Annotated in this window: 26 protein-coding genes and 1 tRNA gene; 13 read left to right on the top strand and 14 right to left on the bottom strand. The window is 61.5% G+C overall.

Annotation, left to right across the window (positions count from 1 at the left end; all coding sequences use genetic code 11):
* Positions 1-95 precede the first annotated feature (95 nt).
* Positions 96-527 carry a hypothetical protein gene (locus AC4D2C_RS15255; protein WP_490915689.1) on the top strand — a complete coding sequence of 144 codons (432 nt, stop codon included), beginning with the start codon at positions 96-98 and terminating at the stop codon, positions 525-527.
* Positions 528-929: 402 nt separating this feature from the next.
* Positions 930-1,139: a hypothetical protein gene (locus AC4D2C_RS15250; RefSeq protein WP_490915688.1), complete on the top strand. Its 210-nt coding sequence runs from the start codon at positions 930-932 to the stop codon at positions 1,137-1,139.
* Positions 1,140-1,809: 670 nt separating this feature from the next.
* Here AC4D2C_RS15250 and AC4D2C_RS15245 read toward each other — a convergent pair.
* Positions 1,810-2,196 carry a hypothetical protein gene (locus AC4D2C_RS15245; RefSeq protein WP_490915687.1) on the bottom strand — a complete coding sequence of 129 codons (387 nt, stop codon included), beginning with the start codon at positions 2,194-2,196 and terminating at the stop codon, positions 1,810-1,812.
* A 420-nt stretch (positions 2,197-2,616) separates the two neighbouring features.
* Between AC4D2C_RS15245 and AC4D2C_RS15240 the strand changes: the two genes are divergently transcribed.
* From AC4D2C_RS15240 to AC4D2C_RS15220, 5 genes are all read left to right on the top strand, one after another.
* Positions 2,617-3,273, top strand: coding sequence for an HNH endonuclease family protein (locus AC4D2C_RS15240; RefSeq protein WP_490915686.1), 657 nt, complete (start codon positions 2,617-2,619; stop codon positions 3,271-3,273).
* Positions 3,274-4,049: 776 nt separating this feature from the next.
* Positions 4,050-4,123 (top strand) — tRNA-Met (locus AC4D2C_RS15235).
* Positions 4,124-4,669: 546 nt separating this feature from the next.
* The gene (locus AC4D2C_RS15230; protein WP_490915685.1) at positions 4,670-4,942 is read left to right on the top strand and encodes a hypothetical protein; all 273 of its coding nucleotides are present in this window, start codon (positions 4,670-4,672) and stop codon (positions 4,940-4,942) included.
* Between the two features lie 35 nt (positions 4,943-4,977).
* Complete coding sequence (locus AC4D2C_RS15225) at positions 4,978-5,175, top strand: hypothetical protein (protein WP_490915684.1); 198 nt, start codon at positions 4,978-4,980, stop codon at positions 5,173-5,175.
* A 101-nt stretch (positions 5,176-5,276) separates the two neighbouring features.
* Complete coding sequence (locus tag AC4D2C_RS15220; RefSeq protein WP_490915683.1) at positions 5,277-6,158, top strand: DUF427 domain-containing protein; 882 nt, start codon at positions 5,277-5,279, stop codon at positions 6,156-6,158.
* A 164-nt stretch (positions 6,159-6,322) separates the two neighbouring features.
* On the opposite strand, the gene AC4D2C_RS15215 is transcribed toward AC4D2C_RS15220, so the two are convergent.
* The 4 genes from AC4D2C_RS15215 to AC4D2C_RS15200 form a co-directional block, all read right to left on the bottom strand.
* Positions 6,323-6,694 carry a hypothetical protein gene (locus AC4D2C_RS15215; protein ID WP_490915682.1) on the bottom strand — a complete coding sequence of 124 codons (372 nt, stop codon included), beginning with the start codon at positions 6,692-6,694 and terminating at the stop codon, positions 6,323-6,325.
* 133 nt (positions 6,695-6,827) lie between these two features.
* A complete protein-coding gene (locus AC4D2C_RS15210; protein ID WP_490915681.1) occupies positions 6,828-7,181 on the bottom strand; it encodes a hypothetical protein in 354 nt (117 codons plus the stop codon).
* 123 nt (positions 7,182-7,304) lie between these two features.
* Positions 7,305-7,859: a DUF6578 domain-containing protein gene (locus AC4D2C_RS15205; protein ID WP_490915680.1), complete on the bottom strand. Its 555-nt coding sequence runs from the start codon at positions 7,857-7,859 to the stop codon at positions 7,305-7,307.
* A gap of 69 nt (positions 7,860-7,928) precedes the next feature.
* The gene (locus tag AC4D2C_RS15200) at positions 7,929-8,219 is read right to left on the bottom strand and encodes a hypothetical protein (protein WP_490915679.1); all 291 of its coding nucleotides are present in this window, start codon (positions 8,217-8,219) and stop codon (positions 7,929-7,931) included.
* A 120-nt stretch (positions 8,220-8,339) separates the two neighbouring features.
* On the opposite strand from AC4D2C_RS15200, the gene AC4D2C_RS15195 reads away from it, so the two are divergent.
* Positions 8,340-8,606 carry a hypothetical protein gene (locus AC4D2C_RS15195; protein ID WP_490915678.1) on the top strand — a complete coding sequence of 89 codons (267 nt, stop codon included), beginning with the start codon at positions 8,340-8,342 and terminating at the stop codon, positions 8,604-8,606.
* Positions 8,607-9,495: 889 nt separating this feature from the next.
* Here the strand turns inward: AC4D2C_RS15195 and AC4D2C_RS15190 are convergent.
* Entirely contained in the window at positions 9,496-9,879 is a 384-nt protein-coding gene (locus AC4D2C_RS15190; protein WP_490915677.1) for a hypothetical protein, read from the bottom strand.
* 305 nt (positions 9,880-10,184) lie between these two features.
* Here AC4D2C_RS15190 and AC4D2C_RS15185 point away from each other — a divergent pair, with 305 nt between their 5' ends.
* Positions 10,185-10,361 (top strand): hypothetical protein, encoded by a 177-nt coding sequence (locus tag AC4D2C_RS15185; protein WP_490915676.1) that lies wholly within the window; start codon positions 10,185-10,187, stop codon positions 10,359-10,361.
* A 57-nt stretch (positions 10,362-10,418) separates the two neighbouring features.
* Here AC4D2C_RS15185 and AC4D2C_RS15180 read toward each other — a convergent pair whose 3' ends face one another.
* From AC4D2C_RS15180 to AC4D2C_RS15150, 7 genes are all read right to left on the bottom strand, one after another.
* Complete coding sequence (locus tag AC4D2C_RS15180) at positions 10,419-10,667, bottom strand: hypothetical protein (RefSeq protein WP_490915675.1); 249 nt, start codon at positions 10,665-10,667, stop codon at positions 10,419-10,421.
* 442 nt (positions 10,668-11,109) lie between these two features.
* Positions 11,110-11,613 (bottom strand): septum formation family protein, encoded by a 504-nt coding sequence (locus AC4D2C_RS15175; RefSeq protein ID WP_490915674.1) that lies wholly within the window; start codon positions 11,611-11,613, stop codon positions 11,110-11,112.
* A 698-nt stretch (positions 11,614-12,311) separates the two neighbouring features.
* Entirely contained in the window at positions 12,312-12,653 is a 342-nt protein-coding gene (locus AC4D2C_RS15170; protein WP_490915673.1) for a hypothetical protein, read from the bottom strand.
* Between the two features lie 333 nt (positions 12,654-12,986).
* Complete coding sequence (locus AC4D2C_RS15165) at positions 12,987-13,298, bottom strand: hypothetical protein (protein ID WP_490915672.1); 312 nt, start codon at positions 13,296-13,298, stop codon at positions 12,987-12,989.
* A 203-nt stretch (positions 13,299-13,501) separates the two neighbouring features.
* Positions 13,502-14,050, bottom strand: coding sequence for a hypothetical protein (locus tag AC4D2C_RS15160; protein WP_490915671.1), 549 nt, complete (start codon positions 14,048-14,050; stop codon positions 13,502-13,504).
* Between the two features lie 67 nt (positions 14,051-14,117).
* Positions 14,118-14,723 (bottom strand): class I SAM-dependent methyltransferase, encoded by a 606-nt coding sequence (locus AC4D2C_RS15155; protein ID WP_490915670.1) that lies wholly within the window; start codon positions 14,721-14,723, stop codon positions 14,118-14,120.
* A gap of 79 nt (positions 14,724-14,802) precedes the next feature.
* The gene (locus AC4D2C_RS15150; RefSeq protein WP_490915669.1) at positions 14,803-15,414 is read right to left on the bottom strand and encodes a hypothetical protein; all 612 of its coding nucleotides are present in this window, start codon (positions 15,412-15,414) and stop codon (positions 14,803-14,805) included.
* A gap of 353 nt (positions 15,415-15,767) precedes the next feature.
* Between AC4D2C_RS15150 and AC4D2C_RS15145 the strand changes: the two genes are divergently transcribed.
* From AC4D2C_RS15145 to AC4D2C_RS15130, 4 genes are all read left to right on the top strand, one after another.
* Positions 15,768-15,998, top strand: a complete 231-nt coding sequence (locus AC4D2C_RS15145) for a hypothetical protein (RefSeq protein WP_490915668.1) — start codon at positions 15,768-15,770, stop codon at positions 15,996-15,998.
* Between the two features lie 846 nt (positions 15,999-16,844).
* Positions 16,845-17,411, top strand: coding sequence for a hypothetical protein (locus AC4D2C_RS15140; protein WP_490915667.1), 567 nt, complete (start codon positions 16,845-16,847; stop codon positions 17,409-17,411).
* Positions 17,412-17,546: 135 nt separating this feature from the next.
* A complete protein-coding gene (locus AC4D2C_RS15135; protein WP_490915666.1) occupies positions 17,547-17,717 on the top strand; it encodes a hypothetical protein in 171 nt (56 codons plus the stop codon).
* Between the two features lie 294 nt (positions 17,718-18,011).
* The gene (locus AC4D2C_RS15130; protein ID WP_490915665.1) at positions 18,012-18,131 is read left to right on the top strand and encodes a hypothetical protein; all 120 of its coding nucleotides are present in this window, start codon (positions 18,012-18,014) and stop codon (positions 18,129-18,131) included.
* A gap of 251 nt (positions 18,132-18,382) precedes the next feature.
* Here AC4D2C_RS15130 and AC4D2C_RS15125 read toward each other — a convergent pair whose 3' ends face one another.
* A complete protein-coding gene (locus AC4D2C_RS15125) occupies positions 18,383-19,054 on the bottom strand; it encodes a hypothetical protein (RefSeq protein ID WP_490915664.1) in 672 nt (223 codons plus the stop codon).
* Positions 19,055-19,278 lie beyond the last annotated feature (224 nt).

Below are 19,278 nucleotides of genomic sequence, written 5' to 3'. Positions count from 1 at the left end.
TGGGTCTGATCGGGCTTGCCGGTTGTGCTGGAAACCCTAACGCAAGTTCGACCGAGCCACCTGCGCCAACGGCTGCTCTAACACCGGAGGAACCGATGAACGCTGAACTCACCTGGCAGGAAGCCAAAGCCCACACCCAGGCCATGGAACGGGAGATCGCCGCACTGATCCCGGAAGCCGCTGTTCTCTCGATCGATCAGAAGAAAACGGGCACGCTTCTGTCCTGCAACGAGACCCAGCACAACTGGAATGCTTCAACCACGGTCACGGTCGCCGAAGGAACCGAGATAGAGCCCATCGTGAAAACCATCGAAGCCCACTACCGGGAAAACGGAACCGAAATATCCGTCGATAGGGACGAAGTCGATAGGAACGAAAATGAAATCTATCGGATCCAGATCGACCCGCCTGCTCCAGGGGAGAATTATCTCGTCTCCGAAGGATTCTCCCCGAACGAGATCCGTATCGCCTCGGGATCCGCGTGCTTCACCTTGCCCGAGGGCATCTACCCGGGCGGAGATTTCTAAAGGCCCGGTGCGTGGGGGATCGAAGGTCTCACACTGACCATCCCGGCCGAAAGACCTCGACGTGTTCAACCCTATCTTCGCGACGCCTGATCTGACGACGTTCTGCCGCCTCGACGATTTGCGGGAGGTTCTTCGGCGCCTTCAGCTGGGCGCCATGCAAGCGGACTTTAGCAAGAGTCATTGCTGATGAACGAGGGGCGCTGATGGTAAGCGAGAGTCCGCGAGGCGAATCGCGCAGGCGAGGATTCGGGTGGTTGTGGAACCTCCTCGGGATAGCCATCATCCTGATCGGGCTGGGTGTCGTCCTGAGCCCCGTCTAGACAAGATCGCCGTCGAGACTGTGTGCGCGGTGAAATTGTCTTAGCGGAACCGAGAACGGCGTCGGGCGGGTCCAGGGGGTCAGTGTCGACGGCAGAGGTCTTGGTTGAAACCGCCGACTGCGGGCCAGTAGTCATTGATCAGGGCGTAGATTTCGAGAATCAAGAGGAAGTTGCATCTTCCTTCGCGGTCGGATCAGAGTACGAGTTCGATATCGGCTGGTACTCGCGAGTCGTAATGAAAGATGTGCTCGGTCATCTACCGTCCGCGCAGGACTATCGGCTGGTAAATTGATTCGCCGGCTATAGATGGGGTGATCAGTATGGCAGCCCTGAGAGAGCAGTATCTCAAGGTAGTCGAACACGCCCGCTCGGGGGTCCTTGGTCTGAAGCATCACTGGACGTATCTGCTCATCGACGGTCAGGGGAAGGAGCGAAGGCTGCGCAGTACGGGCGAGGTGCTTGACGCACTCGAGTCCCGGCACGGTCGTCAGGATGCTTATCTGTGTCTGCATCGAGCCGCGGATCTTTTTCGTGAGGGGCGGTCGGGGTGGATCGGATTTCCCTCAGGAACTTTCGTCGTGGACCCGATCGAGTCGCATTGACGCCGCGATGTACAGGGCCGGTGGGTCCGCAGTACAGGCCGACGGCCGAAGCCCACACGGATGAACGATTTTTCCGGGGCCGACGACCGCGAGGTGGCCGCAGCAGCGCACGGTGAACCCGCTTAGCACGCGTGAGGTCACCAGCATGATCCGCTGGTCAGTGGTGCAACATACGTTATTCGGCTACGGAACGTGGTGGAATTCCGGTTCAATGTGTAGATCTCAATCAATTGCTTGAGAGAGGCCCGGGATGCTGACTGCATCCTGGGCCTTCTTGTCTTAGCTGCCTCGGCCGATGGGAACCTGAAGTACTTCCGTGCTGGTGATTGCTCCCGACCCGATTTTGCCTTCAGCGCATGACTACCCGCCCGGGTTGTAGGTCAGAACCTGCTGCAGGACGATCGATACGATGACCGCGATCATCACCTCCACGCCCGACATGAGGATGATGGCTTTGCTCCAGGCACCCCCGCTGAAACGGTACCGGCGCCGTGTCCTCAGCCAGACGATCAGGTAGACCAGCGAGATCAGGTACATGACCGGCAGGACGAACAGAAAGAACGTGAAGAAGGTCCCGCCGTAGCCAAAGCTGCTATCCCTGGTCCCGTACGCGAGCAGGAAGATACGGGGCAACAGGTAGGAGAGCAGGAGCGCGAGCCTTAGTCCACGGATCGACCGGGGCGGGCTCGGCCTCACGGTCGATGCCGGACCCTGTGTTTCGCTTGGTTCATCCCAGATCGCGGTCATGCAACAACACTTCCCCTCGTAGTGATTGCGCACTCCCGCTGGTCCTAGCCTGCGAGGTCCTGTGTGCAACCTACATGGCGGTATCGGAGGCCACCATTCGCTGGGCCGCCCCCGGTTGTGTCACTCCTCAAGGGGTCGGAAAGCGGTGCACACGTGGAGTTCGAGAACGTCCGCTCCCGCAGTCATCAATCGATCGATCGCAGGAACCCCGTCGAGCCAAACGTTTCTGAGTGGCGGCACTTGGTGACATTCAGATCCTGCTCGTCTGTGAATCCGCGAAACGTACTCGGACGCAATCCTGGGAACGGTCCGAATCAAACGCCTTGCCTCAAGATCTGCTCAGATTCTGGTCGGCGTGTGACATGCCGTGCAAAACTTCGAAAAGCGTCCAAAGGGGACGCCTATGACTACGGGATACACATGAAAATCAGATCGGGGCTCATCGCGGTCCTTACCGCCGGGTTGCTCTTCACCGGCATTACCGCTCCCGCCGAAGCAGGAGCCACCTACGTCACCAACCTCCGCGCCGCAGCACGCGCACTACCCGTGGCAACCGAGAACAATGTCGGCTATGACCGGACCCGATACTTCGGCGACTGGAATGATGCAAACCGTGACTGCCAGAACACGCGTACCGAGGTCCTCGTCACTGAAACCAAGGCCGCTCTCACCTATACGACGGCCCGCAACTGCACCGTCGCAAAGGGCCGCTGGATCACAACCTGGGACAACAAGACCCACACCTCGGCGTCCTCCGTTCAGATCGACCACACCGTCCCTGTCGCCGAGGCCTGGGGGTCCGGAGCGAGGAACTGGGCGCAGGCCCGCCGCGTGGCGTTCTACAACGACATCGGCTATGCCGGTTCCCTCAACGCTCAGACCACGCTCTTGAACCAACAGAAGCAGGCCAAGGGGCCCGAGGACTGGATGCCACCACTTAACAGGTGCTCCTACGTCGCTCAATGGATCACGGTGAAGGCCCGCTGGGGCATGACCGTTGACTCACGCGAGAAAGCAGCCCTGGTGCGCCTCGCCGATCAGTGCCCCGTATCCAACCTGACAATCACCAAGTACTAATCCACGTCGACAGAGCGTCCGTCCTCATCGGGGCGGGCGCTTTGTTGTAGGTCGGCATTACGGTCGTCGGTATGGAACACAAATCTCATCCCGGCTGGCATGGCGTCCCCATCAGGACGAGGTGTGCAGCGGCATCATTGAGGCTTTAGGTGCGGGATCCGGTCGGATTACTGACATATATTTTGCTCACCCTGATGGGACACCGGATGTTGAGCGCACGAAGGACTACATGGATACCATCCAAGCCGTGCGGCGCTTTGCTAGGCGCTCAGTACCGCCTTGGTCGTACTTTTTTCGGTGACCCCAGGGTAGCGGAACCGTGTCGACTTTTTAGATGGCGACTTCCATCCGCGGACAGCTGCCGTATCGCTGGTACTTCGAAGAGGGGTCTCTAAGTCGTGCACTCCGTCGTACCCGAGCGAGCAATACGTCCAGACGGAGTGCACTTCCTCAGCCGCCGACATCAAAGCTTGAACAGATCAGCGGTCGTTGGCGTCATTCGAGGGCCTTAGGCAGAGGTTGACCGGCTACGGAACGTGGTTGAATTTCGATTCGATGTATAGACCCCTCGCCTGAATTAGTAGGAATGCCGCCCTTGTGAGACTAATAGGGCTGATGCCCGTACCGCGGCCATGCCTTGAACGACCTCTGGCGGGTGCTCCCCGGCTGCCGTCCCTGAACGTGACCGCCTCCGCGGGAAACAGCCCAGGCGCCCCGGTCCTGGGGTGGCCTCGATTGGTGTCTTCCTCGTGTAGTGCGTAAGGTCGACCATGCGCCGCGGGGTGGAGCAGTTCGGTAGCTCGCTGGGCTCATAACCCAGAGGTCACAGGTTCAAATCCTGTCCCCGCAACAACAGGGCACCTACTCAGGATCATGGTGAGTAGGTGCGTGAACTGCAGAAAGCCGGACTCACGGTGACACACGATGAGCGCTCGGTGGAGGCTCCTCACCCGCACTCCCACCGGCGTCACCGATGTGGGGTAGTTCGCCTCGAGCGAGCGGTGGGTGACCGGCCTCCTGTTGCTCAGGTACAGAAACGGTTCTTGACCGGGATCTCACGTCGCCGGCACTGATCCTGCCGCACCCACGCCTCACAGGCCCGCGAGAACTCCACCCACTGCGCGTACATCGCATCAGGACTCCATGCCATGGCGGAGCCCTTCACCGTCTGCTTCCGGCCGTCCGGGCAATCCAACTCCACCCACAGGGCAGGTGCCTTCTCTGGCTCCGTCGCCGACTGATCGGGTGGGGCGAGCTGCAGCGGAGGCACATACCGGTTCGCGCTCGGCGGCATGCCATGCCAGCCGGGGCGAGGAACGGGAGTCACCGGCACACCGGACTGCCGCCCCCGACATCGCAGTCTGAAGACTCGTGGTCAGTCGTTGAGAGGAGGGCCGTGCGGGTTTTCGACCTACTTACCTGGATTGCCGTCCTCGCCAGCGACCGCATCGGCGCCACGTCGTGTGGACGAGAAATCAGCCGGGTCGGGACCGCGCATCAACGCCCGGTCGAGATCGACGTGATGCTGAACCTCGCCGTCTCGGAAACGGACGTCACACACGTGCCACGGCCATACACCTGCCTGAGGGCCCACCAGCAGCCGGCGATCGCCGCCGTGACGACGATCACCGCGGCGGCACCTCGCCCAAGTGTCACCGGCAACGAATAACCTGTGGACGGACCCATCAGCAAGAGAAGCCAGCCATGATCACTCACCCCAGCGAATACCACGACGCAGACTCGAAGACGCTCGTTCCGCAGTCCCGGCGGACCCTCGAGATCATCGAGCGGGGCCGGCTGATGCCGCCCCTGCCGATCCAGGTAGCCCTGCGCGAGCGCTGTTCCGCCCCGGTTCTGACGCTGCCCTCACTGCCGCCGGTCATCGACGTAGAGGCGGCCTAGGAGCTCGCGGTGAGCTGTACGCGGCGAGGGTGGCGCGCGTGATGCGGTAACGAGTACTCGGCCTCTATCCTGACGCGGCGGCGCGGGTCTACCGTAAGTTCATGTCAGGCGCTTTAGATCACTCACTCAACCTCGAGCCCGACACGGCCGGCGTGCGTATGCGGGATGTGATGGGGCAGCTGCTTCAAAAGCTGAGATACGAGCCAACAGTAAAGCGCATCCGTGCCACCCTTGGCGGGCAGACTGTCGTCGACACTACGCAAGCGATGCTCGTGTGGGAACCACGCCGGGTCGTGCCAGGATATGCCGTCCCCGACAAGGACATTCGCGCCGAAATCTCGCTTCGCAGCTCAGCCTCACTCGAGAATGGCCCAGTCGGATTCATGCTTCCCGACCTGTCGAAGATCCCCGTGTTCGACCCGCGTACCCCGTTTGACGTCCGCATGACGCCGGGCGAGCTTCTCGAGGTGCGCGTTGCAGGAACGGGCGCTGCAGCAGCTGGATTCCGCGCCCGTGACCCCGGTCTCGCCAACTACGTGATCCTCGCGTTCGGCGACTTCGACAGGTGGTTCGAAGAAGACGACGAGATCATCAGCCATCCGCACGATCCGTACGGTCGCATCGATATTCGACGCACCTCCCGGCACGTCCAGTTGATGCTCGACGGCCACGTCTTGGCCGACACCACCCGAGCTCGGATGTTGTTCGAGACGACCCTCCCTGCCCGGTACTACCTTCCGATCGAGGACGTCGTGGCGCCGCTCGAGCCCAGTTCGACGAGGTCAATGTGCTCGTACAAGGGTTATGCGACTTGGTACTCCGCGATCATCGGAGACAGGAGAATCGACGACATTGCCTGGCAGTACGAGCACCCGCTTAGCGACGCAACCGACGTGCAGGAATACGTCGCGTTCCTCGACGAGCGAATCGACCTCGTCATCGACGGCGAGCAGCAGAAGCGCTCGGTCACTCCGTGGTCGTAATGAATGTGGTCGTTCCACCGCCGGTTGTCCGTGTCGGCTTTCCGCATCGGTGGTGGCGGGAGAGCCGGAGCGCCAACAACGGCAGCATCAATGCCGCCGCGGAATCGGAATCTACCTGTTAGTTGAACGTCCCGCTCGAGGTCCCACAACGGGCGGTTGGCGTCCTACTTGACGGAGGCGCCGTTCTCGTAGACCGCGGTGACCTCGTACCTGACGTCCGGATCCACAGCCATCACTTCGAAGGAGTCTTGTCCTGGCAGCAAGGGACTCGAGGAATTGACGACGGTCGTGCCATCGTCTGGACTGGAGCACGTCACCTCGTCGCCGCCCGCCACTACGAGAACGCCAGCGCTGAGGCACTTGAGGTCCAATCGGATGTGCGTGGCATCCTCTGGTGGTGCTCCCAATTCAATCGTTTGGGTACCGGTAAAGGTGCCCTCGATGGCCTCCGAAACTGCGTTGGTCGCGCTACAGCTGGCGAGGAAAACCACGGTCAGACCGGAAGCTGCTAAAGCGGATAAATATTGTTGCCTCATCCGCGCAGAGTAACGTTTCACCGATTGGATCGACCCTACGTGCACTGAACCGTTGCAGGACCGTTGTTCTACTCATTGAGCCTGCGGCAGCCTGGCAGTAGGAGTGCGCCCATCATGCCGATTCACCATCGGCTTACGGGCCGACCAGATGTTCCGGTGACGACTCCCGCTCGAGTACGGCCGCACGACCGATGAGCCACCAGAAGCTGCCACCGACCACGATCGTTCCAAGACTCAGGATGGGCCACAGGTAGTAGGCGACAGCGAAAAGGACCTCCTCGGCATCGGACCCTTCCGACGGCCCGAGACTGCTTTGGATGAATACAAGAGCACCCCAAGCGATGATTGCCGCTGCAAGGAGCCAGACGTACCTACTCCACGGCCTCCTTGGAGACCTGCGCAGTAAGAGGATGAAGCCGACGGTGAGTACAGCGACCGGCAGCCCGACGAACCCCACGGTCAGCCGGGCGAGTTCGTTGGAGTTCATGCTTCACCCTAGCCACGCAGCGTCGCCCACTTCCGGAACGTCCACCAGAGGATCCTCCGCCGGGCACTTTCGGAGTAACCCTGCTGGGAAGCGAAATGGGTGGTGTTCGTGAGCGAGAAAGGCTCACTGCCCGGAATCTCCAATTCTCACGATCCAACCGACCAGACCCCCATGATGACTGCGACGCTGCCGCACGCTGGGCACGGTGTGTTGCATGGCGCTCCCGACTTCCGCCAACCCAGTTCCACGATCTACTGGGTACCGCACAGAGACTTGATCGATTCGTGTGACACAACCTGAAAGGCGAGTCCACTCCGCCGCGTCGTACCTCTCGCCTGGCGTGCCGGCATAAGTATCGCGTTGCAGGGACACCGGTCGGCGGCCCTCGAACAGGCGAGCAAGCCACTCCTGATCCATTGGTACGAGGGTCCACTCGACCTCTTCATCGAGTACGACGTCGAAGCCGTCTTCCGCCACTTGCCACTCCGTCAGCCAGACGTCAGTGTCACGCGGGCCGGCAGGAGGGGCGACGTCCTCGACGTCGACGTCGTCGGGTTGTACTGCTGTAAGTGGTTCGTACGAGCCGAAGTAGTGGGAGTGCTCGTCGGGCGGACAGGACCTATCGCATCCCTGCCACGTACCCGCCGAGGACAACCGCGGCGCGCTTCGATCTTCCATCCAATGAGCCTAGAGCTCCTTCAGTGACTGATCGCTGTTTGCAGCGAAACTGGCCCGCTGGAGGATCGGCTATCGATACTCTTGCTTCGCCCAGTCTGGCCAAGTGTCAGGAGCTGCGTCGAGGTCGATGCCGCGCAGCCGGACTAGGGTGACATCACCAAGCCCTTTAGTGACCGCCCACAGGCTGTGCGATCGCCCATTGCTGCGCTGAGGTATCCATTGCAGGACAGCATCAAGATCGGTCTCTGACAGCTCCCACTCCTCTTTCCGGCCGGCGTCGTCAGCCCAGAAGTACACGCGATACGTCGGCGCATCGACCTCCGAGTTTGCATCACGAGGGTCAATCAGACGAGTTTTCACGGTCCGACGATACTCGTCAGATCTCCACTCAACGCCCGTACAGCGATCCTCAACCGCTCGGTGCAAAGCTCAGCCCAGGGCCTGATGCCACAACAACCGATCACCCCTACGCTGTCAGCTATGCCAACCACTTCCTGCCCTGCCTGCAACCACACTTTCGACCCTGCAATCGCTGACCCGGAGAGCACACCGGATCCTTCCGTGCGGTACTGGTTCACCACCGACAACAGCTCATCCGGTCCCATCTCCACCACCGAGGCCTACATCGCCTATGTCCGCAGCATTGACGGACCTCCAGTCTCGCGTAAGCGATTCGTCGCCGATCTGGCCTACCTCGGTGTCGAGGAGGTCAACGACGACGGCGAAGCCGTGTTGCTCCGCGACTGACTGAACCCAATCGACGCACGAGCCGTACACCGCAGCGATAAGGACATTCAGCGCAGCCCGCAGGGGATCCTGCTGCGGGACGATCGAGCCACGGCTTACGGTAGTGACCGACCTGCAAAGCCACGCACCAGTTTCGGTGCCTTGCTGTGCAGCGCCTGCATCGAAGTCAGGAATTCTTCGACGGGACGGACCTGCGCTCACCGCTGACGTGCGCTCGGATTGGCGGGAAGGGATCCTCGACGAAATCCCACCCCAGGAACTGACGGCACGACTCGTCAGCTCCTATGCGGCGCAGGCGGATGACCCGGATGACGGGCCGGTGTTTTGGTCAGCGCTTGCCGCGGCCAGCAGGAAACCTGCCGCCTTGATCCCGGCGTCCGCGACAGGGCACTGGGCATCCTGGATCGTGGGGGCGACGTAGCTCGCTGGGACGAGGAGGACCCGGGCCTGGCGAAACAGCGCAAGAAAGTGCTCGACAGGCTGTTGGAGAAACTCTCGGGACGGCAACCGGCGCCAAACGTCTCAGGCGTCCGGTGCCGCACGGTGTGGCATTCAACGTCGGAGACGCGGTGCTGCTGCGTTCTCCGGGCGGCAAGTGCGCCATCGTGGTGGTGGTCGGGCACCAACCCGGCTGGCCCAAGGGCACCGAGAACCCGGTGGTGGAACTGCTGCTCTGGGACGACGCCGGGGAGCTGCCAACGCCTGAATTCATGGCCATTGCACCGCCCCTGCCTACCGACGGGGAGATCACCCTAGTTCCCGGTGAGGCGCCGCTGCCGGTGCGGCCGAATCTGTTCTCGCTACATTGTGAAGTTCCAGCGTTTGGGCCGACGGTGACTCGGAGGGCCGTTAGGGATCCTCGAGCGGGACGAAGCCTGCCACGGAAGATTCACTCAATCGCTGAGAAGACCACGCTAATGTCCGAGGGTTCTGCTGGGTCATTCACGTAGACGTCTACCCTGAGCTGGCGAGGCACACGATGCTCGACGAGTTCTTCGAGGTAGGCGTCCTTGATGGTCAGGACGCCCGAAGGCACCGATAGCGCCTGGGCGTGAAGCAGGTGACTGCCGACCCCACGGTCGGAAGACTTAGACCGGTCGAGAATGCGAAGTAATGTCGGGCCGTCGACACCATGCCGGGTACCGATCGCGATGCTCAAACTAGTGGCTGACACTGGTCCGCTTGCTAGCGCCGCTGGTAACTCCCCACCGTCGCGGCATTCAATGAAGACCAAGGCATTGGGGACAGAAACTGACGCTTCGTGCTCGCTCATGGACTGATCCTAAAAGGACTTACCTGGCCGAGGTATCTCGGTGACGGATCCCTCAGCGGATTTCACTTCGACATAACGAAGAGGGTCGCTAGGCTGGCGAGAACTCTTAGCTGAGCAAGTCAACGAAGGTGACCATGACAGTAGTTGTTGTTCCTGACCTCAAGACTCTCTCCCGCGGTTGGAGTGATTGGATCCTCTTCGCGGAGGTTCAGGAGCAGCTTCGGGAACGGGGTTCGAAAGATGAAACCCGTGACTCGGTCACGTGGGCAGTACTCCATGAGCGCGAGGGCTACGTTTGAACGGGCGTGATACTGCCCGATCGTGGGGAGTTCTGGGGTGAATCTGGAGCCGGCCTGGCATCGCGTATGCAGGCGTGGCTCGATGATGTCCCAGCCGACGATCCCTTGGGGCCATCAATGAACCTGTTTTTCGAGATCGCCGAGCGGGCTGTCGCCATCATCCCGGAAGAGCTTCAGCTCTGACTCTCAGGCCCTGTAAGACGATCCCTGACCGGACAGTTGATGCCTGAGCTGTTCGTCTTACCGACTGCGGCGGAAAAAGCTGGCGAGGGCGGCTTGAGCGTCATCCAGGGCGCGGTCGTACGCGGCAGCGTCGAAGGTGATGGGTGGTGCGTTGGTGATCAGAGCATCTTCGGTGATGCCGTCGGACTCATCAATCCACCCAAACCTCTGCCACGTCACTGTGCTTTGGCCCCGACTGACCTGCACGCCGAGGATTCCGTCCGATACGTCGAAACATCCCCCGCAATAGAACAGTTCAGCTGTCATGGGTCTACCTCCGGGACTTGACCCACGGAGCTGCCCTAGCTGTATCAGCGCTTCCCGCATCGATGCCCGAGAGAGGCGAGTGACTAGGGGCGGTATGGGTACGTCGAAGTCATACTCAGGTTGTTCCCAGTCCCGCCACCACACTCGCAAAGGCCGGCCATCAATGAGGATGTCTAATCGCGTGCTCTCCCTACGTCTTGAGCGGCGGGATCTGTGGCTGAACTCAGAAGCGACAAAGTCAGGACCCTGCGGACGGAACGTCAGGACGTTCAAGGAGCTCATCACCGCATCCTAAGCGGAGGGCGTACGCCGAAACGGCGTCCGTACGCCGATCGCGCATCGCGCATCGTGCGTTGAACGACCGAACGTGGACGGGGAGAATATTGACGGCTGTGCGTCAGCGGGACATGGTTGTGTGAGCCGCGAACCGGGCAGAACCTGGTTATCGCTTAGCTCCGGCGAGAGTTCCGGTAGTGGGTACTTCCTCCGCCGCAGAGATGAGGCACAGAATCTCGCGGTCGTCCTTCCACGTCCAACCTTCGTTGGTGGGATAAAGAGATGTAAACCAGAGCGCCGATTCCTCATAAGCGAGACCAACGAAGTCCGCGAACTCCGCTGCGCAAAACTCTTCAGCCATCTCGATAGCCCATGGCTCTCCGAGATACTCGCCATCGGGCAGCGTCGTGACCGCATAGGCCTCAAAGACGTGTTCGTCTTCGCACGGAATGGCGATCACCTCAAGGACGTCGAAGCTTTCACCGGAAGTCGTTACATCGACCTGGTCGGGAGGTGCCAGAGTCGAGGTACAGTCCCCGGGCAGGAGAGCGAAAGGGTTCGTGTTCGTTTCGGCAACGAGTTCCCCCGCCTGATTCCGATCAGGCGCGGGCAGACTGGGCTCAAGAACAGCGCATCCGGTAGCACCAACGAGAAACAGCGCCACCGACACTTGAATGACACTTCGGACAACAGCAGACTTAGGATCTCGACCCATACCGCACCCCCAGAACACGGCCCAGCGAATGCCAGTGCCAACTAACGGGAGTATAGAAGCGGAGTACTACAAGGATCCTCAACTTAGCCACGACACGACCAAGCTCTGACGGTACCAATTGTGTCCAATACCCGTCCGCACGCCGACCCGCAAGTGGTCAGTCGATGTGCTGAGCACACCACTGACCCCGGCAACCTCACAGTCAGTACCCCGCGATTCCCGGGAAAATCACCTGCCGTGACCCAGAAGATGTCTGGAAATTCTCCTCACCAGCCTGCCTGGTGCTGGGTTCCACCCTGTTCAAGGAGCAACTCGGAAACTGTCCACTGAAATAGCTCAAAGTAAACAGGTAGGCCTGAAAACCGCGTAGTGGAGCTGGAAAACGCCCCGTCCATTGAGCGCACGCACCGAACAGCACCTGAACCGGTCGCAACCGCTGACCGGCATCGGGCCCAGACCGCCTAGATGGCATCGCGGATACTCGATCAAAAACCCTTAGCCCCTGCCCCTACTGTCGCGCCTGTTTCCCCTGGTTCTGTTACTACCCCACGACAGGAACCAAGACCAAGCCTTCGAAAGCACGTCCTAGGAATCTGAGACGACTGCTACGGACCTGATCACATCGTCCAAGAACCTTGAATGGCACTTCGGGCTTAGCCGAGGCCGTCAACGTAGGCAGACAGTTCGTCGTACAGACCATCGATAACAGTTCCTACCGATCGCGCCAGTGCTTCGCCGGAAGGCTCACCTTCAACGAACCATACTTCACGGTCCTCCTCCCCAGCGCTCTCGACGCCTTCAACGCTGTTGATCGCCTCCAGGACGGCTGCCCGAAGTCGTGACTCCAAGGGTTCGTCGCGTACGAACTCCACAGCGCCAACACTCACCTGAATGTCACCCTGCTCGTCCTTCGTAACATCAACCATGCGAATGTCGTCGTCTTCTCCGTAGAGCCATTCTTCGCCCTCTTCGGTTTTCTCGTAGCTGATATCCATAAGAAAAACTCCTAAACCTAGATGACATTCTCTTGTTGAGTACAGACGCAGAGTCAGACATCGCTGATTATCGTCAGACAAGCTCCATAAATAAGGCTCATCGAGCTCTCACCGTAAGGGCCTTCCTACGGAAAAAGCGTGTAGGCGGGCGCGTGTCGAATCGCTAAGGTCAGTCGCCTGAGTCGTGACTTGCTACCGTCTGGGCATGACGCCACGAGGTTAGAGGCATCTAGCTCGGTACAGCGCACCGCCGGTCATCACCTTCGGGCACTCCAAGCTGTTGCGATTGAGGATCCTTACCCGTGCATGGCACTGAGCAACGAAAAGATGCGTTCAGCGAATGGCGGAGGCAGTGTCCTTCATGCGTGCTTCTTCGCTTGTCTCACTGTGACGAATGATGAGGGAGACTGTGACGAGGATGACGGAGAGTAAAAAGCCAGTAACCAAAAGGACCATACAGATCAGCGATACCAGCACGGCTGCTGGTGCTGTATCCCAGATTTCGGGTTGCGACAGGAAGGTCAAACTGTTTCCGACGCCGAAATTCGTGTTGATGAGCGGGCCCAACACAAGCAGGGCGACGGTCGCGACTCCGAACCGCGCCCCAAACGTCATTGTGGACTTCGCCAGCGTTGCACTAGACATATCACTCCTCATGTCGGCCTACGTCTTCGTCCCAAGAAACGGAACCCCATGTGCCTAAGTGTGAACCCAGGCGCATATCACATCAATGCTGCCGCGGGATCGAAACCCACCTGTTAGCCGTATGTCGCATGCTGGGTTCGGTGAGGGTCGTTGACCGGACAGTTGCCTGCGCCTGTAGCTGATGCTTCTCTCGAATCAGAAGCTCAATATTTCGTGTGGTCCGGCCGCTGCTTGATAAGGTCTTCAAACTTCGCTGTCCGCTCCTCGTGGGATGCGCCAGCCTGCAACACAGGCGCTTCGGTTACATGCGCGTATAACTCGATCGCAGTTCCCTGAACAAACCAGACCGCAGATCGGTTACCGCGCTGATCGGTGCGCTCCTCCGGTGAAGGACCGAATGCAGCAGCGATGCCTGCCCGAATCGCCTCATAGCCGGCCTCGACATCCACGGGCGAGGAATTCCACTCACCGGCATAGGCGAAAAGGCCCAGGTTGAAGAGCTCATCATTCAGAGCGGACCAGGAAGCGTCCTCCACGGCAGCCCCTGGCACAAAGAACTGCCCTCGAGTCACGCCTAGAGAAGTCTCATCGTCAGGGTCCACTGGTGCGCCTAGCGTGCAGCCGAGTCGGGCGAAGTAGCTTTTGAAATGCTCTGATCCTGAAGGCCACTGCTCAATCACGATCCGCTCCAACAGCTGGACGATCACAGCAGGAGGCGGATTGAGGGACTCACCGGGCTGAAGGGCGCTCATGGCGGAACACTACGCCGCGTCACTCGTTGAGACGATCCCGCCGAGGACCAGTCCCACGAGGGATGAGTCACCGGACGCTTTTGCGCTGCGCGATGATCGCTGCGTGGGGCCGCTGACCGGTGGTTGTCCTCGTGTGGGTTTCGACTACGTCGAAGCCAACCGACGTCAGTTCTTCACTGAGCTCACTTATCGGCCATCGGTATGCCGGGGCCACGGCGTGAGCGAACTCCTCAATGACGGCGCTTTCGAAGAGGCCGAGAAGTAGCGCGCCGCCAGGGCGAAGCACGCGGGCGAACTCCAGAAGGGGGATCCTGATTGTGCTGGGCTTGTGGTGGATGAGCGAGTACCACGACAGAATCCCGCTCACTGTTCTTGGTGGGATATCAAGGGTCTCGAGGCTGCCGACATCGAACGAGACGGCAGGATACGAGTTGCGGGCTCTGTCGATGAATTCGGGTACCAGGTCCACGCCGGTGATGGCAGCTCCGCGCCCCGTGAGGAAGTTCGTCCAGTGGCCTGGCCCGCAACCGGCGTCAATCATCTGGCCGTCGATACCATCAGCCCAGGAGGAAACCAGCTGACGGTCGGAGGGGTGCACTGCATCCATCGAGCCGAGCAGTTCGGTGTACTCGGCTGCACGACGTGAGTACGCATCACCAACCTCATCAAGCATGTAGCCGAGTCTAGGCGCGGGCAGCATTCGCGTCCGTGCACCGATCCTTCACTGAGCACCTGTCCGCGCAGCACCTTCGCTAGCGGGAGCGCTTGACCTCTGCGCGTGCATCCTCGCGGTGCACAAATTCCTTCGCTGGAACGGTTCCAGCGATTGAAGCCAGACCGTCGAGGTAGTGGTCTCCAGTCCTGACGATTGTGATGCTCTGCGGAGGGTAGCCAAGGGGAGCATCGTGCCAGGTTGCATCCGGCCGGACCTCCCAAAGGTAGAGATGCCGGCGCGTTAGCTCGGCCGGAACCCCGATCCACATGGCGTCGTACTTCTTGTCTCGTTCGATGGATAACAGGACACGAGGGGCAAGGAAGGAGATGAGCATGCTCGAGGTCGAATCAAGGTCGGGTACAGGCCGACCGGGTGGAGGAGCTGGCGGCCATTCCGGCCGCGTCCTGGCGAACTCCTGCTCGAAGCTCTGGTCGGGTCTCACGCGCGCGACCTCGCGTAGACGGACGGCTGCGTACCCGTCGAAGAATCCTCCGTCCATCGTCTGTGCAAGCAGAGCCCACTTTCGACCGACAGCGACAACGAATCCGTCGACCCGCTGATCGGGACGCGATACCCGGTCGAGGCGCACCATGGCCTCTTCCTGCTGCGCGGCCAGCAATCGCGATCGGGTCTTTTCGGTAGTGGGCACATCTCATTGTGTCCGACGACGGCGTACGAGGATCGGCTAACGTGCCCCTGCTAGGGGCCCGTGGTGTTTGCGTCAGCGAGTTCGACGGTCTGGCCCACGGGGTCCTTGACCACATAGCTCCAGTAGCCAACCCAGAATGGTTCAGATCGCAGCGCATCCATCCCTGCGTCTTGCAGTCGCGCTACGGTGCTTAGGAATGCCTTCGGTGGCAGCGGGACACTCCATGCAGCGCGGGTGCTGCGCGGTCTGGGTTCGACGCCGAGCCCGAACACCCAGCCGGCGGCCTCGGTCTGGCGCCAACAGCTCGCCTGACTCACTGAAGGATCGCCGCGAATCAACCAACAAGTGACCAGGTGGCCGAGTGTTTCGAGTGCGAACGCACCTCACCGCTGACCCGCACGGGAGGTGGCACGCCGCATGGCTGGGCCTACGGCGCGGACGCGCAGATTACGCAATGCCCGCTGCACCGGCCGCGGATGCCCGAAGGCTGGCAGGACATCATCCAGACGTACAGGCCAGGCGGGCTCGACGGGCAGCGCGGCGAGCACAAACCGCCGCCGCCCGGTGCGTTCGAGGACGAATAGAGGAAGGCCCCGGCAGGCTACGTGAATGGGGGAAACACGTAGGCGACCAGGGCCCTCAACCACAGTTGTACTTGATGAGAGCGCTCCCCGGACAGCGACGGGATGGACTGAGTCACCTGATGATGATTCCGGCCCTGGCGCAGTGCTGTATCTGCCGCGCGACCACGAAGCTTATCGATGAGGGCCGGCTCTTACCCGAGGGGTGGCTGTACCGATGATTACCGTCGACGGCGGCCGCTACTGCCGCCCCGACCACGCCCACAAAGCCCGATGCACAGGAAACGTGTGGCACGGTGACACGGCAGACATCCTCGAACGGCGGGGAGCAGCAAATCATGACGGGGTCGGCAGCAGCGGATTCTTCTCGGTCGCCGCTGTCCGCACCGCAACGGGTGAGGTGCCCAACGGGTGAGGTGCCCAACGGGTGAGGTGCCCGAGAGGGCGCGGAACCAAATGCCGGGGCTCGTCGACGCGATCCTCGCTGCAGTGGGCTGACCGTCCTCTCACCTTGCTCGTGTGGCCCTCGGTTCCAGGAGTTGTTCTTGTAGGGTTCTGACGAGGAGCCGGGTGGGCTCCATCACAATGGGGGTCCACATGTCACGCGTCCTTTCCCTGTCCGTTCTCGCCGCCGGCGCCTTGCTGGGCCTGACCGCCTGTGGAGGAGGGGACGAGGCGGCAGCCCCGGCGTCGTCCTCGGCTGTCGCCTCCGAGTCGTCGACCGGTACTCCGTCTGCTTCAGCGTCCGAGTCCGCGTCCGCAGCGCCCTCCGCGGCAGCCACAGCTGAGCCGTCCGATTCCGCCTCGGGCTCCTCGGCGGGGGTCAGTGGTTCCGAGGAGCTCTCTGCCGTGCTCGCCACGATCTCGATGCCGGACGGTACACCCCTCACCATCGTTCCTGCGGAGCAGCTCGCTGCGCTGTCGCAGCAGGGTCTGCAATCGATCGAAGGTCTCGTGGTGACCCCCGAGGAGTGTGGCGCGGTGTTAGAAGCGGCCGCGCAGATGCCTGAAGGCACTCGCTACGCGGTCGGCGCCGCTGTGAACCCGACCGACCAGAGCACGACCATCATCACCATCACGGAACTCGACGGTGCCGAGGAACTGATCAGATCCCAGCAGGGGGATGCGGAAGCACGCGCCGGAACCTGTTCCACCTATCAGGTCGAGCTGCAGGGCGAAACGGCGACAGGCGAATCCACGGTGGTGGAAACGACCAACGAGGGCGCAATCTCGATGGGTGCTCGCGGTGTCCTGACTCTACCGACGGGTCAGAAGCAGAACACGACGACGGTCAGCGCGGCGCGCGGCTCGATCAGCGTCGCGGTCATCAGCCAGTCGGTGGACAGCCCGACTGCCGACATCGCAGTCCTCGAAGATCTTGTGGACCAGGTTCTCGCCGCCGCCGATCAGGAGTAGGGGCCACCCTTCGAGTCGAAGACGCCGCGTGGTTCCGACCGGGCCCGATGAGTGAATGAAAACCGAGCCGCCAACCAGGAAGAGGCACCCATGGAACCCACGGATTACATTACGCAATCTACCTCGAGTATCACCATGACGAAGCCGTTCAGCGAGGGCCTCGGCGTCCACGTCCCTCAGCTGGCAGCACCCACCGCTGAGGGCCTGCTCGAGGACCGTCCTAAGTCCGAGCCCGTGACGTTCTCCCACCTCGAGCGGGTCGATCTCCCGAGGACGCCGGCAGGGGACAAGAATCTCTGCGGGTAGACACGCCCTCACCAAGGGATGCAGCCCGAGGAGGGCGGTACGGGTACCGGCCGTGCCGCCCCTTTTCGTGTCCTCAGCTGAGCACCGGCCACCTGCCCCTGAACGCCCCCTCAAGGCATCCGACTACTACCCATACTTCATCCAGGAACTCGGCAGCGCAGTCTGGGAAGTAGCCATCGGCACACCGTTCACCGGCGACGATGCAGAAGCGCCGTCGCCGCCGGACTGCGACGCCTGGACGCCGGTTTTTTTCCTTCCCGATGGGACCGCGCAACACCGAGGGAACGGGACTACATGAACGTGATGGCCAAGGACGGCGAACGCCCCTACCGCACAGGCGAAATCGTTGACCGCCTCGTACGCAAAGCCACCAGCCTGGGCAAGCTCCGCGGCGAGCTCCGGAACCGCGGCTGAACGGGAACATCAGCCGGCACCAGAACGGCAGGGGTCTTCAAGAAAGGGAGGAGCACAAGGCCTGCACTTCAGTCCTGCGGTAAGCGTCGTCGATCCCTGCGGCCCTTGGGACGCCGACCAGCACGAGCAGGGATTCGCCGGCCATGTCGATGGCGCATGTGGCGTCGCGCGAAGGCCAGGGCGGTGCTCACCCAACCCGGGCGCCTTCGACGAGCACGAAGGGTATGCCCAAACCCAGCGGCAGACAGAACCTAGCAGGACACCGCGCCGGGCCTCGCCGGTGGTGGTGTCATGGCCATCTCGTCGGTGAGCTGCTGATCTGCCGCAGCGGCTAGGTCGAAAGCCAGCCGGGCCGTTCTCTGCGCGGGAGCTTGCGCCCAGAGCGGCACTTGGTTACCCGAGTCGAGCTGGTCGAAGGCGACGGCACCGTCAAGGCCCACGGCGAAGTCATAGCGTTTCGAGTCGGTTTCGATGGGCCCGGAGCCGAACAGGCACATCGACCCACCGCCGCTCGTGGAGGCCTCCAAGAACATCTCGGTCGGAATGAATGTCCAGTGTGGCGTCAGCTGCCCGGGCACTTCTTTGCCTTCGGTGATCCGCAAGCGGTGGCGCACCGACACGTCCCAGCGTCCGTCGACATCCGGGCTGGTATGGGGCTGTCCGGCCAGTCGGAGACGTAAGTGGGTCAGGGCGTGCTGCGCCCGATGTACCCACCTCGCGGGTAGGTCCAGCGGGCCGGTCAGTTCCCAGTCGTCCACCGTCAGGTGGTGGCGGAGGCCCGAGGATCGTTGGACTGTGCCGCGCACCGGCCCGTGCAGCCGGGCGTTGAGTGACAGTCGGGGCTGGTTCCCGCCCAGTTCGTACTCATCCTGTTCCCAACCGTAGGAAACCACCGTCTCTGTGAGCTCGAAGGCGGCGCTCATGCCTGGGCCCCCACGGCACTGCTGAGGGGTGCTCCGCCACTGGGCGGGTCTGCCGGGGCTTTGTTGGTGCGGGGCCGGTCAAGGGGCCACAGTGCCGGAAGTTGATTTCCGAGGATCTTGCCGGGGCTTGTCATGGGATGCTCCTCATGTCTGGTCTACGCGTAATTCGGTCCATTTCCAGACCAACACCGCAAGCTCTGTCCCACCTTTGCCGTCACTGTGCA

It is taken from the genome of Arthrobacter sp. TJ-240 (assembly GCF_058269195.1).
This window is presented reverse-complemented; position numbering and strand designations above follow the sequence as displayed.